The organism is Algoriphagus vanfongensis DSM 17529 (assembly GCF_000429465.1).
GTDB lineage: Bacteria > Bacteroidota > Bacteroidia > Cytophagales > Cyclobacteriaceae > Algoriphagus > Algoriphagus vanfongensis.
This window is the reverse complement of record NZ_AUBX01000014.1, coordinates 308,996-323,919: the sequence shown is the minus strand read 5'-3', so window position 1 is coordinate 323,919 and position 14,924 is coordinate 308,996. Positions and strand designations below refer to the sequence as shown.

The window sequence follows — 14,924 nt, the reverse complement described above, 5'->3', positions numbered from 1 at the left end:
CCTTAATTGGCCTTGCTATGAGTGTAAAACATGACTTTTCTCTTTTTGAACTGAAAAATAAAGTCCTAGGCCATGGTGATTTTACCTATCAAGTAGATACCAAATGGGGGAACCTAGACCCGACTAAAGTACCTGTGGTCAATTGCCATGAAATGGTGATGGATAGAAAGGGGCGGATGATTTTACTGACAGACGAGCCGCAAAACAATGTGATCATCTACGATCAGTCCGGTAAACTATTGGAGACATGGACGCTAGGACTCCAATCTGCTCATGGCCTCACTCTCGTAGATGAGGGCGATGCTGAGTATCTCTGGATCGTGGACAATGGTGGCCGAGTAGTCAAAACTACCCTTTCGGGAGTAGTCATAGCAGAGATCGAGTCACCGGTGGTGAATGGGATCTATGATGAAAAAATGAGATGGACTCCGACAGAGACAGCTGTAGCACCCAATGGAGATCTGTATATCGCTGATGGTTATGGCTCTCAGTTTTTCTTACAGTATGATTCAGAGGGTAATTTCATTCGGAAATTTGGGGGAAGTGGTAATGGAGATGCAGAGTTTAGTACAGCACATGGTATAGCTGTGGACCAGCGAGGTGGAGCGGCTCCTACGTTGATTTGCACTTCGAGAGGGCATAACTCTTTCAAAAGGTTCAGTATGGATGGAGCGTATATGGAGACGATTTTTCTGCCGGGAGCTTTTGTCTGCAGACCGGTGATTCATGGAGATAATCTCTACTCTGGTGTTTGCTGGTCAAGGTTGAAATACCTCAATCAGACGGATAATTCCGGTTTTGTCACGATTTTGGATCAATCCAATCAGGTCGTGTCCAATCCTGGAGGTACGGCGCCGGAGTATCGCAATGGAGAACTACAGCTGATGGTGCAGAGTGATCCCGTTTTCAAGCATTGTCACGATGTCTGCATCGATCAGGATGAAAATATCTACGTGTGTCAATGGAATGCAGGGAAAACATATCCGATCAAATTAACAAGAGTATAAAAGTCACAGGTTATGAAAAATGTAACAGTAGGTTGGTTTGAGATTCCTGTCAAGGATATGTCAAGGGCGATTGATTTTTATGAAGAAGTTTTTGACTGCAAGCTAAGCCTTCAGGTGATGGGGGATTTTCAAATGGCTTGGTTTCCCTGGGAGGAAAATGGAAAAGGAGCTGGAGGAAGTTTGGTTTATCATCAAGAGTTTTATGAGACTAGCGGACATGCAGGCGCTTTAATCTATTTCTCATCAGAAGACTGTGCTGTGGAGCTGGCAAAAGTAGAGGGTGCTGGAGGAAAGGTGCAGATTCCCAAAAGGTTGATTGCGGAAGATATCGGCTACATGGGAGTTTTTCTGGATTCGGAAGGTAATCGAATAGCGATCCATTCGAGATCTTAATCAAAGCTAATGGCGCAGTTTTTTCAAGAGAAGTCTTTGGTGTCCCAGGAGCTGCTACAAGAGCGAGTGTCCCGGATTTTTGCACTGCTTTCTGGCGTTTTGTTGATTTTCTTAGGATTGTCAGACGTCGCAATGGGCTTGAGCTGGATGATCGCCGGGTTCAAGTTTGGCTATTCTGGATTGTATTTTCTTTCCTATTGGTGGATGAAACGATCTCGGCGCTATCAATTGATTTTAAGCTTGATCGTGTTTCTGACTCTGGGGTTGATCACGCTGAATTTTTACTACAATGATGGGTTTAATGGACCGACAGTATATACGGTATTTATGCTGGTGGCGGCGATTGCTGTGCTTTTTCGGGGAGTGCTGAAAATCGCCTGGCTGGTGTTTGTATTGCTCTATATGTGTACGATGATCTATATGGATACGAGTGGAATGATCCAAATTCCCTCTAACTACAGCAGTGATGAAGTGTTGTTTTGGGACCATGTGATTACGTTGATCTGGTGCTGTCTTTTTATCTTTTTGGGTATCCAATTCTGGATTTTTGGGTATCGGAGGCAAAACACTTTTCTCACTCAGGTAATGGAGGAAAATGAAGCTGCCAATAAAGAACTGAGTGCTCTGAATGAAAAGAAAAACCAGCTGATAGCTTTGCTATCGCATGACTTGAAAAATCCCATAGCGACACTCAACTCCACGGTGGAGCTCCATAGCCTGGGTATGATGGAAAAAGAGGATTTGCAGACGGTCTTTCAGGAGCTGAAGCAACAAAGCTATCACCTAAACAATGTGCTGAACAATACGCTTCATTGGGTCATGAACGAGCTCGATCATGGCAAAGTTGATTTTCAGCTGATCGATCCGGTAGAGATCAATGAGGAAATGGTTCGAACCATGCAGGTACAGGCCGGTCAAAAGGGACAGCAAATCATTTCGCGATTCAACGAGAGAGGGACTAAAGTCGATCTGGAAGTCAATGAGGTAAAAATCATTCTCAAGAATCTTCTAGATAATGCCATTAAATTTTCACCGGAGGGAAGTCAGATAAGTGTTGACTTTGTCAGGAGTGAGGAGTGGATCTGCTGGGAGGTGATCAATGATGGTCCCGAAATTCCAGATGACTTTGCCGCACGTATTTTCGAGTTTAAGATCAAAGCCTCGTATGGTACCAATCGGGAGAAAGGTACAGGTATAGGCTTGCCGCTATGCAAGAAAATCGCAGACAAGCTCGGAATGAAGTTGGGCTTCCGTACTGGTGGAGCCGGAAAGATTATTTTCTTTTTGGAGAAAAAACTAGCCTGATATCAATTGCCGAAGTCGGAATTGACCAGCATGGCCGCACCCAAAGCAGAGCCGTTGGGGAAGTCACTCGGGATGATTTCCATTTGGGGAAGCTTTCGTCGAAGCATTTCCAGGAAAATATCATTGGCATTGAAGCCTCCATCCACATAGAGTTTGCGGACTTCGGTGTCGTCCAAAACTAGTCTTAGCGAAGCTACCTGCAATTCCGTCAATTCATGGATAAAACAGTAGTAGGCTTCTTCAAAATCCGTGAAACTGTCCAAACTTGCTCCTCCACCTTTTTCGATTCCGAAATCTTCCGGATTGAGATAGCGGAAAGCAATTTTTTTCTCAGGGCATGCTCTGGCTTTTTCAAAACTATGCTCGTCAAACTTCATTTTTTTGTAAGTCCCTTGAGGAAGGTCCCAGTGGGCGTACATTTGCTCGATCTGGTATTTGTGCTCTTCCCCGATGAATAGGCGGGAAATTTTGATCGGTTGTCCTTGGATGCTCAGAAACTGCAAGCAATCGCTTTTCAATTGCTTTTTGGTGAGTTTTGACTTGTTCCAAGGATTGATACTGATCGCCCAAGTTCCTGTAGAAAGCAAGGCAAAGGGAGTTTTTTCCTGACTCAAATAGGGGAGAAGTGCCCCGGATGAGTCGTGAACACCGATCCCACAAGGGATGCTTCCAAACTCCGCCTTGGTCTGAAGAAGTGAATTGCCGGGAAGAATAGGAGGAAGCAAAGCTTCTATGGACTCATTTTTCACCCAATCATGGTAGTCCATTTTTTCAAAATCCCACAATGCTGTATGACAGCCGATGCTGGTGTAATCTGATACCATCTGCCCGGTAAAAAGCATACTGAGGTATTGGGGGAGATGAAGGCTGTATTTGATTTTTTTGAATAAGTCCGGCTTCTGATGCTTGATGAAATAAATCTGCAAACCAGAATTGAGCATGGCCAGAGGAGGAGAGGAAGTCTGCTTGCAAAAATCCATCTTGCCTCCATTTTCCTGATAAAATTTGCTAAGCAAATCTTCTGGAAATGGCTTCAGGTAATCGTACAAAGGGGTGACGGGCTCTCCCTGCTCATCCACATGAACGAATGATGCTCCGTGTCCGGAAAAATTTAATTTTTTGATTTCGTATTCTTCCGACTTCAAAGCCTCTTTCAGTGTGCTGATCATCCAGTCCCTCATCGGAAGGACAGGTTCTGCTGGAAATCCATCCTCATCCGGGATGGGCTCTAGTCTGGTATACGTGTGCCAGACTTCTTGAAGAGATTCGTCGAAAAGAAAAAACTTTTTGTTGGTTTTCCCAATGTCAAAAACAGCAGTGACTGGAGTTTTGGGCATTTGATTCGGCTTTTAGAGAGATTTTCGGATGGTCAGCTTAAATGGGTTTTTGATAGGAATCCTGTCTTCGGTACCCAAAATCTGCTCTGCAATGGATCTCCCCATGTGAGTGAAATCTGTCGAGATGGTAGTGATCCCATCCGCTAAAATTTCCTTAAGAGGTGTGTCATTGTATGAAATCAAGCCGATTTGTTCGCCTAGATTGAAGCCTTGTTCTCTGGTCTTTTTGACCACGCTGACCAGATCCGATTCAGAAAGCACGATGTAGCATTCTCCTGTTTCTACGGGTTCTTCATCATCCATTCCGTCGATGACCAGGTTTTTGAAATCATGGAAAAAGCAAAATTTCTTAAATCCATCGATGATCTCCACCGGATACATTCCTCCTTTGGGAAAGACAAGGATCAGGCGTTCGTATTTCTTGAGATGAGAGATACCGGATTCCAGAGCTTCAAATATGTCTTTGCTGAAATCCTGATAGATACCGGGAAACTCATTTTCATGGCCCTTGACCGCGCGGTCGATGATCAGCAGTTTGTCTTTAGGGATTTTTTTGATGAGGTCGTAAGCCGTCTCCGGGTGGCCGTCTTGATCAAAGAAATGAGGGGCAAGTACGTAATAGTTGTACTTGCCCAGTTTTCTTTCGAGGAAGTCCTCAAAGAGATTTTTGTTGTAATGGTGGATCTGTAGATCCACAGTAGCTTTTTCTCCCAGGCTTTCGACGATGGAGTAGTAAATGATCTTTTTGTAAGAGCTGAGCTTGTTGAAAAGCAAAAGCACCTTGGATCGGGAAGCCATGATAGCTGAGGCCACATAGAATCCTTTTCCTCTTACAGAGGTGATGATGCCCCGATCTCGCAGTTCATTGTAGGCTTTCTCGACTGTATCGCGAGAAAGAAGGAGATCAAAGCTCGTCTCATTGATGGACGGGATGCGGTCCCCGACCTTCAATTCCCCTTTTTCAATTTCCTCCAATATCAGATTGACTACTTGGAGATATTTGGGCGTACGGGAATCAACGTGTATCATTTCTGACCTATCTAAAAGCATGGTTATTTTGGGTTAATTGCTACTCTTGGATATTATCTCGGAAATGCTGCCGCCAATCCTCCGTCTACATTGAGCATGTTTCCGGTGGATTTGGAGAGCAGGCCTCCGACAAAGGCAAATGCCGCATTGGCAATGTCTTCTACTTTGACACTCTCTTTGAGTAGTGTCCGATTGGCATAGTATTGAGGAAGGTCTTTGACCTCGATTCCGTAGGCTTTGGCTCTGTTTTCGGCCCAGCCACCTTCCCAGATGTTGGAGCTTTCGATGACAGCGTCTGGATTGACCACATTCACCTTGATCTTGTCTTCCGCTAGCTCGGCGGCCATCAGTCTGGACATGTGGAGTTGAGCTGCTTTGGTAGTGCCGTAGGCGACATTTTTAGGTCCGGCTACCAGTGCATTTTTACTGACCACATTGACGATGTCTCCACCGGTTCCTTGTTTTTTCATCAAGTCTACTCCTGCTTTGGAGACATGGAATTGCCCCATGACCAAGATGTTGTTTAGTTTGTCCCAATCTTGATCGGTGTGCTCTTCAAATTTTCTTGAGATACTGATTCCGGCGTTGTTGACCACGATATCTATCCCGCCATATTTGAGGCAAGTGGACTTGATGGCTTTGGAAAGGCTGTCGGTATCGGTCACATCCAGTAGTACTCCATGGACGATGTCTTTGCCGTATTTCATCTGAAAGTCAGCCAGAGCCCCATCCAGTCTTTCTTGATCGATGTCAGTCAGTACGACACAGGCGCCTTCGTTGACAAATTTTTCTGCGATTCCTTTGCCAATGCCGCCAGCGCTACCTGTGATCAGAGCGATCTTGCGTGAAAGTGGCTTTTCTTTTGGCATTCTCTGTAGCTTGGCTTCTTCCAATAGCCAATATTCAATATTGAAAGCTTCCTGAAGTGGAAGTGATACATACTCGGATACTGCTTCAGCACCCCGCATGACATTGATGGCATTGATGTAAAATTCACTTGCTACGCGGCTGGTCTGTTTGTCTTTGGCATAGCTGAATAGTCCCACTCCTGGCCACAAGATGATGACAGGATTGGGGTCTCTCATGGCTGGACTATTGGGATGCTTGTGATTTTCGTAATAGGAAGCATACATGTCCCGGTAGTCAGCAAAAGCCTGCTTGAGAGAGTTTTTGATGGATTCGCTATCGGAGAGATCTACATCTGCTGCAAGGTCCAAAACCAAGGGAGAGATCTTCGTTCTGAGGAAATGGTCCGGGCAACTGGTTCCCATGGGGGCTAGTTTGCCTAAATCATGACTGTTGATAAACTGCAAAACGGTATCTGAGTCGCTGAACGTACCTACCATCAATTTTTCTGAAGAAGCAAGTCCTCTCAGGATAGGAGCGATAGTTGCCGCCTGAGATTTTCTGTCCTCCGGAGCTAGAGACTGTACTTTTTCTCCTCCAAAGACCGGCCTGGTTTTGCCATAGTGGTCTTCCAGGTATTGAGATGCGGTCTCGATCACTTCCAGACTATTGACATAGCATTCGTAAGCAGTGTCTCCCCAAGTGAAAAGTCCATGTCCTCCCAGCATAATTCCCCGAATTCCCGGGTTGGCGTTAAGCGCATTTCTAAGCTGTAGTCCTAGGTCAAATCCTGGTTTTTGCCATGGAATCCAAGCAATACTCCCGTTCCAAAGATCTTGGGTGATTTTCTCCCCGTCTTTCGAAGCGGCAATGGCAATGGCTGCATCAGGGTGAAGGTGGTCGATGTGCTTGAATGGCAGAAATGAATGGAGCGGTGTATCAATAGACGGCGCTTTGGACTTCAAGTCATAAATGCAATGGTTGAAAAGTTCGACCATTTCGTCTTCAAAATCCAGACCTCGATAAACTGACTCCAGCGCGCGGAGCTTGTCTACATATAGACCTGCCAAGCCAGATTTGGTCAGGGTGCCGATATCTCCACCGGAACCTTTGACCCACATGATTTCTACTTCTTTGCCAGTTAGCGGGTCTTTTTCAAAAGTTTTGCAGGAGGTGTTGCCACCACCGTAGTTCGTGATTCTCAAATCGGAACCCAATATATTGGATCGATAGATTAAAAGATCTACTTCATTTCCTTCTAATTGATTCGCAACTTGTTCGTCCCAGAGGTAGGAGACATGTTTGAATTTCTGGGTTGTCATCGTCATATTTTGGTTTTTTAGATCTTACGAATTTGTACTTAATCTACCCGTTTGCTGTCCTGTGCTGTCTTGAAAATACGGCTTTTTGTTGAGACAGTACAGGATAGTTTGACAGGATATCCAAGACATCTTGTAAGCTAGCATGATGGAAATATTCAAAATCAAGAAAATAGCTGCGAAGGAGGAGTATGAGCGAACTCCCGTGCCGGATTCAGAACTGAAAGGAAGTCGGGGTTTTTTGGGGATGTATGCAGGGGAGCACGCAGCGGGTACTGAATTTGTCATAGGGCCACTTTTTGTAGCTCATGGGGTCGCAGCAGGAGATTTATTGCTGGGGCTTCTGATAGGTAATCTTCTGGCAGTATTGAGCTGGGGACTGATCACGGCTCCTATCGCTGTCAAAAAGCGCCTGACACTTTATTATCAACTGGAGCGGATCGCTGGTAAAAAAGTAGTTCGATGGTACAATCTGGTCAACGCATTGATGTTTTGTTTTTTGGCGGGTTCGATGATTGCGGTATCGGCTACAGCTGTGGGGATTCCGTTTGATCTCGAGATGCCCACCTTGTCGGATTGGTTTCCGCGAACGCCCGGATGGATCGTGACAGTGGTTTTGATGGGAGGAGTGATCACCTTGGTAGCTATTCAAGGCTATGATAAGGTGTCCAAGTTTGCCAATGTGATGTCGCCTTGGATGATCCTGATCTTTTTCGCAGCGGGAATAGTAGGTCTGTCTCAGCTGGGAGTAGGGTCTGGTGAAGGCCTATTTGCCATAGCTCAGGAGGTCATCTGGAATGGCGTTCCGCTGCCTGGGATGACTCGGTTTTCGATCTGGCATGTGATCTTTTTTGCTTGGTTTTGCAATATGGCCATGCATATCGGGATGTCAGATTTGACGATTTTACGTTATGCCAAATCTTGGACTTCGGGCTTTGCAGTATTTGCAGGGCTTTATTTGGGGCATTTTGTGGCATGGATCGCTTCTGGGATTCTCTATGCGGTGTTTTTGCAAGCCAACTCAGGTTCTCAGGAGTTTGCGCCAGGACCTATCGCCTATCAGACGCTGGGGATAGCAGGAGCAATATGCGTCGTAGTGGCGGGATGGACCACTGCCAATCCGACGATCTATCGTGCGGGCCTTGCCTTGCAGGGAATTTTCCCAAAAGTACCTACTTGGAAAATCACTGCTATCGTGGGAGGAATAACAAGTATAGCTGCGTGTTTTCCGGCTTTGGTCATGAAACTGCTGGATTTTGTGGCATTATATGGCTTGCTCCTGATGCCGATGGGAGCAGTGATTTTTGCGGATTTTTACCTTTCCAAAAGAATGGGATTCCGCTCAGAAGCAGCATTGAATTCAGGTTCAGACTTTAGCCTACCTGCATTGCTTAGCTGGGTGTTGACACTGGCTTTCTGTCTCGGATTAAATCTGATTTACGGAGTAGAGATTTTCTTTCTGGGATTGCCGGGTTGGTTTGTGGCTGTGGCGATCTTCATAGCGCTTTCAAAAATGAAATATCCGGTATCTAAACCTCTTGTGTCATGAAAAATATTTTGAAACTTATCTCGATACTGGGTTTGGTGATGTCTATTCTACCTCCTTTGCTTCTGTTTTTTGGAGAAATGGACCTTGAGTCGATGAAACTATGGATGGGAATAGGGATGGTGGCCTGGATGTGTACGGCCCCCTTTTGGGTCAATTCCAAAACCAGTGAAAATTAAGTAGTAGCTTTCATTTTAAGTAATTATAGTTTGAGCAATCACGATCATTTACATCAAAAGTCCTTAGACCTGCTTGCTGAGCAGCTAGCTAGCAAAGGCAAAAATATATCGGAACTTATTTTACAGGTTTCTCAGTTTCAGATCGCTGTGCCTAGCTGGGCATTGGGCGCAGGAGGAACCCGTTTTGGACGCTTTTCTATCGGTGGGGAGCCTCGCAATCTGGAAGAAAAACTGGATGATATCGGACTCTTGGCCAGGCTGACCAAAAAGACCAATGCCGTCTCTCTTCATATTCCCTGGGATATCCCTCAGGATGTAGCCGCCATCCGACAAAAAGCTGCAGATCTGGATGTCAGTTTTGATGCGATGAATAGCAATACTTTTCAGGATTATGGACAGTCGCTTTCATACAAAATGGGGTCTTTGAGCAATGCTGACTCTGCGATCAGAAATCAAGCTGTGGAGCACAATCTTCAGGTCATCGAAATAGGAGAGAAGCTGGGGAGCAAGGGTTTGACAGTTTGGTTGGCTGATGGAAGTAATTTTCCGGGTCAAGCGCATATTCGCAAGGCACTGCAGTGGACAGGGGAGAGTTTGCAGGCCATATATTCTGGGATGCCTGAGGATTGGAAGCTTTTGTTGGAGTACAAGCCCTACGAACCCAATTTTTACCATACGGTGATTCCGGATTGGGGCACTTCATCCTTTTTGTGCAGGCAGCTTGGCGAGCGAGCCAAAGTGCTAGTGGATCTCGGGCATCATCTTCCCAATACCAATATCGAGCAAATCGTCGCGACTCTGATGCATCAGGATATGTTGGCCGGGTTTCATTTCAATGACAGTAAATATGGCGATGATGACCTGAGTACTGGGAGCATCAAGCCCTATCAGTTGTTTTTGATCTTTTGCGAATTGATCGGAGGGGCGCAAGACGGAGCTCAGGCTTGGGAGTCCATCTCTTGGATGATCGATGCGAGTCACAATACGAAAGATCCGATAGAGGATTTGATACAGGCACTGGAGGCTATTGCTCAGGCTTATGCCAAGGCGCTTTTGGTAGATAGGGAAAAGCTATCCCAATGTCAGCTACAGGGAGATGTGGTGGGTGCACAGGAACTGTTGCAGGAGGCGTTTTTGACAGATGTCCGAGCGCTTGTCAAGGAGTCTCGCATCCAAAGTGGAGGAGAGTCAGATCCATTGACTTACTATAGAAAAGAGAAAATTCGAGAAAAATTGATTGCGCAGCGAGGAAAAGACTCGCATGCGAGTGGCTTATGATCCTTAGTGTGAGTTAGAGGAAAGCATGGGATTCGGACTTCTCCATCGAATGGGTTAACTTCCTGTATGTCTAGTCTATCTGATATGAGAAATTCTATTTTTCCGTTTCTATTTGTGTTGGCTTCATGTTCGGGACCCCAATCTACAAAGGATGAAGTCTTAACTATCGGAGCAGTCGAGCGACTCGATTCAGCCATCAATGCCTTGATACCGAAAGACGCCCAAATAGAGGTCCTCGCCTCCGGGTTTGACTGGAGTGAAGGACCGTTATGGTTAGAGTCTGAGCAGGCTTTGATTTTTTCTGATGTACCTTCCAATCAGATCTGGAAATGGTCTGAGCAAGATAGCCTTACGCTTTACTTGAATCCCTCAGGATACTTAGGGGATAGAGCAGACAAAAGAGAGCCTGGTTCTAATGGGTTGGCTTTGGATATTTCTGGTAACTTGATTTTGTGTCAGCACGGAGAGCGGCAAATTGCCAGAATGCTTGCTCCTTTGGATTCACCTAGTTCCTCATTCGAAGCATTGGCTACAGGCTTTGAAGGAAATCGCTTCAATAGTCCCAATGATTTGGTGTTCAATTCTCAAGGCCAGCTTTTTTTTACCGATCCACCCTACGGACTTGATCCATGGGATGAAAAGGAACTGGATTATCAGGGAGTTTATCGCTTGGATGTAGATGGAAGGCTGAATTTGCTGGTGGATACCTTAAGCCGCCCGAATGGAATTGCATTGAGTCCAGACCAAAGGCGGCTTTATGTCGCTCAGTCCGATGCTGAGCGTGCCCGATATTTTGCATTTGAACTGGATGATGCGGGAGAGGTGCTTTCAGGGCAAGTTCTTCTCGACGTGACCGATTTGCAAAGTGAGACAAGAAAAGGTTTGCCTGATGGTTTGAAAGTGCATTCTTCTGGAGTCTTGTTTGCTTCAGGGCCTGGAGGGATTCTGATCATCGATGCTGAAGGCAGACATCTAGGTACGATTTTGACAGGGCAGGCAACGGCAAATTGCGCTTTCGATAGCGATGAACAATACCTTTATATGACTGCGGATTCTTTACTTTTGAGGCTAAAGCTTAAGTGATTTTTTTTCGATTCTATACTGTTGATAAAATGTTCTTTTACAGGTGATTGCTGTGCAAAACTTGTTGGGAAATATGCGGTGAAAAGATTGGTTTTAGAGTGAAATTTAGGCAACTTTATCTAGCCGAGTATAGGATCAAAGATAGAGAATGCTCCCAAGCCGAGGATTGAATTCCGAGTCGTATTTGCTCTTTTCAGTTTAGAGATCTGACATAATTTTTGGACTGACCAAGATGTGCGACTTTACCCAATGTGAATCTGAGCAGGTATCACGAGAGGACCGTGGAAGATCGCGACTTTCATAGTTTATCCTCCATTAAATAAAAGGGATAGCAAGCTGGATCAATCCTACTCACTCTTCTTTGATCCTCACTTGGCGCCAAAAGGAAAAAGCTGATTTTGAAATCACCAACTAGGGAAGGAATCCACAGGTTTCTTCCTTCTTTTTATGTGATAAATCGGAGGGTGGGAGATGGTGCAGAGGAGCAGGAAAAGAAATTCTCTATTCCTGCATTTCCTCTGACTTGAAAATGTAATTAACCAAATTCGCTTTTCAAGCTTATCTCTCCGAACGGTAGTCCCGAGAGGAGGTTGGCTTTTTTACACGAACAGTAAGTTTTTAGTTTGAATGAAATACTCCTCGTGTCAAAACTGCTTTTCTCAGGTATGATGATTGACTACCAGCTCCATGAAAAAGTCCCGATAGCTCTCCCCGATCATAATGAATTCCTCTATTCCTTTGAGTTTGACCCGATTTCTACTGATGTTTTCGATCTTGTCTATCGACACGATGTAGCGTTTGTGTATTCTTACAAATCCTTTGGAAAACAATGTCGACTCGTAGTGCTTGACACTATTCAGTGTGAGGATTGGTTTGGTCTCATTGAGCAGGTGGATTTTGACGTAGTCCTTGTATCCTTCCAGCAAAAGGATGTCTGCGAGTTTGATTTTGATATTGGCGTATTCCGCTTTGACAAAAATGTAATCACTTCCCTCGTGAGGTATCGTGGTCGTAAGTGGGCTAGTACTGATTGCGTTAGCTCCGGATTTTTGTCCCAGTTTATTGATGGCCATAAAGAATCGCTCAAAGCTGATCGGTTTAAGAAGGTAGTCCACGGCGTTCATTTCAAATCCCTTGACAGCGAAGTCGCTGTAAGCAGTCGTGAAGATCACTTGAGGCTTGGCGGGTAAGTTTTCAAAGAATGCCATGCCATTGATGTCGGGCATATTGATGTCCAAGAAAATCAGATCTACCTGCTGGCTCATCAGTAGGGGGGTGGCTTTCAGTGGAGAGCTGAATTTACCTACTAGTTCCAAAATTGGGAATTTGCTGATGAAGTCCTCCAACACATCTATGGCGAGTGTTTCATCGTCGATTACTATGCACCGATATTTCATTTTTTGATCGTTAAGAAGGTTTTGAAGACATTATTTTCCACAGTCTGATGGAAGCTGTGTTTTCCTGGATAGATCAGTTCAAGTTGTTTTTCCAAGGTCTGGATCCCGAGTCCTTTTTGGGTGTTTTTGGTTTTGTTTTCGGACTTTTTAGCCATGCTATTGACTACCGAAAAACGGATTTCTTTGTCATTTTCTTCCAGCGAAACCAAGATAAAAGAGGGATTTAGGTAAGAAACGCCATGCTTGAAGGAGTTTTCGATCAGAGTCATCAGCAAGAGAGGCTCGATGGGATATTCCATGTTTTTGACTGAGATGGATAAGTTGATATTGGGAGCATCCTCGTCGGTAAATTTCAGTTTTTCGAGCTGAATGTAGTTTTTGATAAACTCGATCTCTTGCCGGATGGGAGTTTTGGTTTTTTTGGTTTCGTAGAGCACATAGCGCAGCAAATCCGAGAGCAGAAGTACTGCCTGAGTGGTGTCATCCGATTTTTTGCGGGCTAGGCTGTAGATGTTGTTGAGAGCATTGAGGAGGAAGTGCGGGTTGAGCTGGTTTTTGAGGAAATTCAACTCTCCGATTGCCTTCTGTTTTTCCATGTCGTCATTTCGTTTTCGCTCTTTGTCAAATAGCGAAATCAACTCAAAGGAGGTTCCTGCTCCCAGCATGACGAGAAATTGGAAAATAAAGGGAAGTAGAAAAAAGCGTGGAATGAATGTTTTGAAGCCAAAGGATTCATCAAATCTCCTTGGTCTGAATTCCTGTCCGTTTTCAGGGTTTATTCTTGGGAAGTTGCCATTTCCCATTTCGGGGTTAAACTGGGGGCGCATGCCCGGAGGGAGGTCTGGAAATACCCGGTTGATGATCGATAGTAAGATCATAGAGAATATCAACAGACCCAAAATGCTGAGGATATACTTGTTGTATTTGCCAGCATGGACAAATTTAGGGATGAGTACAGCCGTATTGACCCAATACATGGCGATCAGGTTTACATTGTAGAGCAGCATTTTGATGATCTGCTCATTGCTCATCTCCGGTCTCGCAAAGAAAGGATAGGTCGAGGAAAGCAGAATTCCTACGATCGCCAGATGTATGATCTTTTTGAGTACAGCCCGATCCTTCATGGATTTGATTTTGCCACAAAAGACGCTAATTGTAGGCAAAGGCTTACAATCAGCGTCTTACATTTAAGGTTTATTATAGGTTTGGAGATTAGTCCTCGTCATCGTAGGTCACAAAAGGCTGGAACTCCCAGATGTCGTCAAATCTCACACTTGAACTACGTCCCAGTAGCACAAAGGCTCTGTTGCCATCAGAAAATGCTGTTGCGCCAGTTCTTAAGGTTCCTTCAAAATCTGTCTTGTCATTCCATTCGTCGGTAGCTGGGATGTATTCCCATACATTGGAGACGAGGGAGCCATTGGAACCTGTAGCGATATAGCCGTAGGCACCTATGGAGAATGCTGTAGCCTCTGTCCTAGCCAGCGTGTAGTCATCCTCCTCGTCCAAGTCTGTTTTTTGAGTCCATGTACCAGTGGTTCCGTCCAGCGCCCAGAAGTCAAACTGGTAGATGCCGTTGTTGATCCCTCCGCCGATGTAGGCTGTATCATCGATGACGAATACAAAAGCACCAGATCTTTTGGAGCCTCCCATGCTGACGATGGTCTCCCAGGTGTCTGTAGCTGGGTCGTATTTGTAAAAATCCTTTTGCTCGCTGCCGTCAAAGCCTGTACCGACATAGCCCGCTCCGGCTACAGCAAAACCGATCGCTGTATGTCTGGCTGTGCCGCCAAAATCGGCAATCTGCGTCCAAGTGTCTGAGTTTTGATCGTATTCCCAGAAGTCTTTCAGGCGATTTCTGCCATCATATCCGGTGCCATAGTAGCCCTTGTTCCCAATGCTAAAGGCGACGGCATTGCTGCGTGGGGTCCCTGGGAAATCGGCTCTTTTGATCCAATAATCGCTGTCAGAGTCATATTCCCATAGCTCGTTGTCATAGTCATCACCCGTGTATCCGCCGACGACAAACATCCGTGTGCCTATCGTGAAAGAGCTGGCATCGGACCGGTTGCTTCCTTCGAAGTAGGATCGTCTGACCCAGTTGCCTTCAGAGTCATCTTCTTCATCAGTTGTACATGCCCAAAAAGGCAGGAGCAGGAGTAATAAGTGCCAAACGGAGAAGTGTTGGTTTACTTTTTTCATAAT

General features: G+C 45.3%; 13 protein-coding genes. 7 read left to right on the top strand and 6 right to left on the bottom strand.

What is annotated here, in order from left to right; genetic code table 11:
* The first annotated feature begins 17 nt into the window (after nt 1-17).
* The 3 genes from G460_RS0112615 to G460_RS0112605 are packed head-to-tail and all read left to right on the top strand — an operon-like array spanning nt 18 to nt 2,705.
* The gene (locus tag G460_RS0112615) at nt 18-1,007 is read left to right on the top strand and encodes an NHL repeat-containing protein (protein ID WP_245578729.1); all 990 of its coding nucleotides are present in this window, start codon (nt 18-20) and stop codon (nt 1,005-1,007) included.
* Between the two features lie 12 nt (nt 1,008-1,019).
* Nucleotides 1,020-1,400, top strand: coding sequence for a VOC family protein (locus tag G460_RS0112610; RefSeq protein ID WP_026955692.1), 381 nt, complete (start codon nt 1,020-1,022; stop codon nt 1,398-1,400).
* Between the two features lie 9 nt (nt 1,401-1,409).
* Nucleotides 1,410-2,705: a sensor histidine kinase gene (locus G460_RS0112605; protein WP_026955691.1), complete on the top strand. Its 1,296-nt coding sequence runs from the start codon at nt 1,410-1,412 to the stop codon at nt 2,703-2,705.
* Nucleotides 2,706-2,707: 2 nt separating this feature from the next.
* Here the strand turns inward: G460_RS0112605 and G460_RS0112600 are convergent, their stop codons facing one another.
* Genes G460_RS0112600 through G460_RS0112590 form a run of 3 tightly spaced genes read right to left on the bottom strand, consistent with a single transcriptional unit; the run spans nt 2,708 to nt 7,245 of the window.
* Complete coding sequence (locus G460_RS0112600) at nt 2,708-4,042, bottom strand: FGGY-family carbohydrate kinase (protein WP_026955690.1); 1,335 nt, start codon at nt 4,040-4,042, stop codon at nt 2,708-2,710.
* Nucleotides 4,043-4,054: 12 nt separating this feature from the next.
* A complete protein-coding gene (locus tag G460_RS0112595) occupies nt 4,055-5,092 on the bottom strand; it encodes a GntR family transcriptional regulator (protein WP_084421296.1) in 1,038 nt (345 codons plus the stop codon).
* A gap of 32 nt (nt 5,093-5,124) precedes the next feature.
* On the bottom strand, nt 5,125-7,245 hold the full coding sequence (locus tag G460_RS0112590) for a bifunctional rhamnulose-1-phosphate aldolase/short-chain dehydrogenase (RefSeq protein WP_026955688.1): 2,121 nt from the start codon (nt 7,243-7,245) through the stop codon (nt 5,125-5,127).
* 136 nt (nt 7,246-7,381) lie between these two features.
* Here G460_RS0112590 and G460_RS0112585 point away from each other — a divergent pair, with 136 nt between their 5' ends.
* The 4 genes from G460_RS0112585 (at nt 7,382) to G460_RS0112570 (ending at nt 11,322) form a co-directional block, all read left to right on the top strand.
* On the top strand, nt 7,382-8,785 hold the full coding sequence (locus tag G460_RS0112585) for a purine-cytosine permease family protein (protein ID WP_026955687.1): 1,404 nt from the start codon (nt 7,382-7,384) through the stop codon (nt 8,783-8,785).
* Nucleotides 8,782-8,961 carry a hypothetical protein gene (locus G460_RS0112580; RefSeq protein ID WP_026955686.1) on the top strand — a complete coding sequence of 60 codons (180 nt, stop codon included), beginning with the start codon at nt 8,782-8,784 and terminating at the stop codon, nt 8,959-8,961. Before G460_RS0112585 ends, G460_RS0112580 begins: the two co-directional genes overlap by 4 nt.
* A 30-nt stretch (nt 8,962-8,991) precedes the next feature.
* Complete coding sequence (locus tag G460_RS0112575; RefSeq protein ID WP_026955685.1) at nt 8,992-10,239, top strand: sugar isomerase; 1,248 nt, start codon at nt 8,992-8,994, stop codon at nt 10,237-10,239.
* 84 nt (nt 10,240-10,323) lie between these two features.
* Nucleotides 10,324-11,322, top strand: a complete 999-nt coding sequence (locus G460_RS0112570; RefSeq protein WP_026955684.1) for an SMP-30/gluconolactonase/LRE family protein — start codon at nt 10,324-10,326, stop codon at nt 11,320-11,322.
* Nucleotides 11,323-11,981: 659 nt separating this feature from the next.
* On the opposite strand, the gene G460_RS0112560 is transcribed toward G460_RS0112570, so the two are convergent.
* The 3 genes from G460_RS0112560 to G460_RS0112550 form a co-directional block, all read right to left on the bottom strand.
* Nucleotides 11,982-12,719 (bottom strand): LytR/AlgR family response regulator transcription factor, encoded by a 738-nt coding sequence (locus G460_RS0112560; protein ID WP_026955683.1) that lies wholly within the window; start codon nt 12,717-12,719, stop codon nt 11,982-11,984.
* Nucleotides 12,716-13,843, bottom strand: a complete 1,128-nt coding sequence (locus G460_RS0112555) for a sensor histidine kinase (RefSeq protein ID WP_035464399.1) — start codon at nt 13,841-13,843, stop codon at nt 12,716-12,718. Before G460_RS0112555 ends, G460_RS0112560 begins: the two co-directional genes overlap by 4 nt.
* Nucleotides 13,844-13,931: 88 nt before the next feature.
* Nucleotides 13,932-14,921, bottom strand: coding sequence for a Kelch repeat-containing protein (locus G460_RS0112550; protein WP_026955681.1), 990 nt, complete (start codon nt 14,919-14,921; stop codon nt 13,932-13,934).
* Nucleotides 14,922-14,924 lie beyond the last annotated feature (3 nt).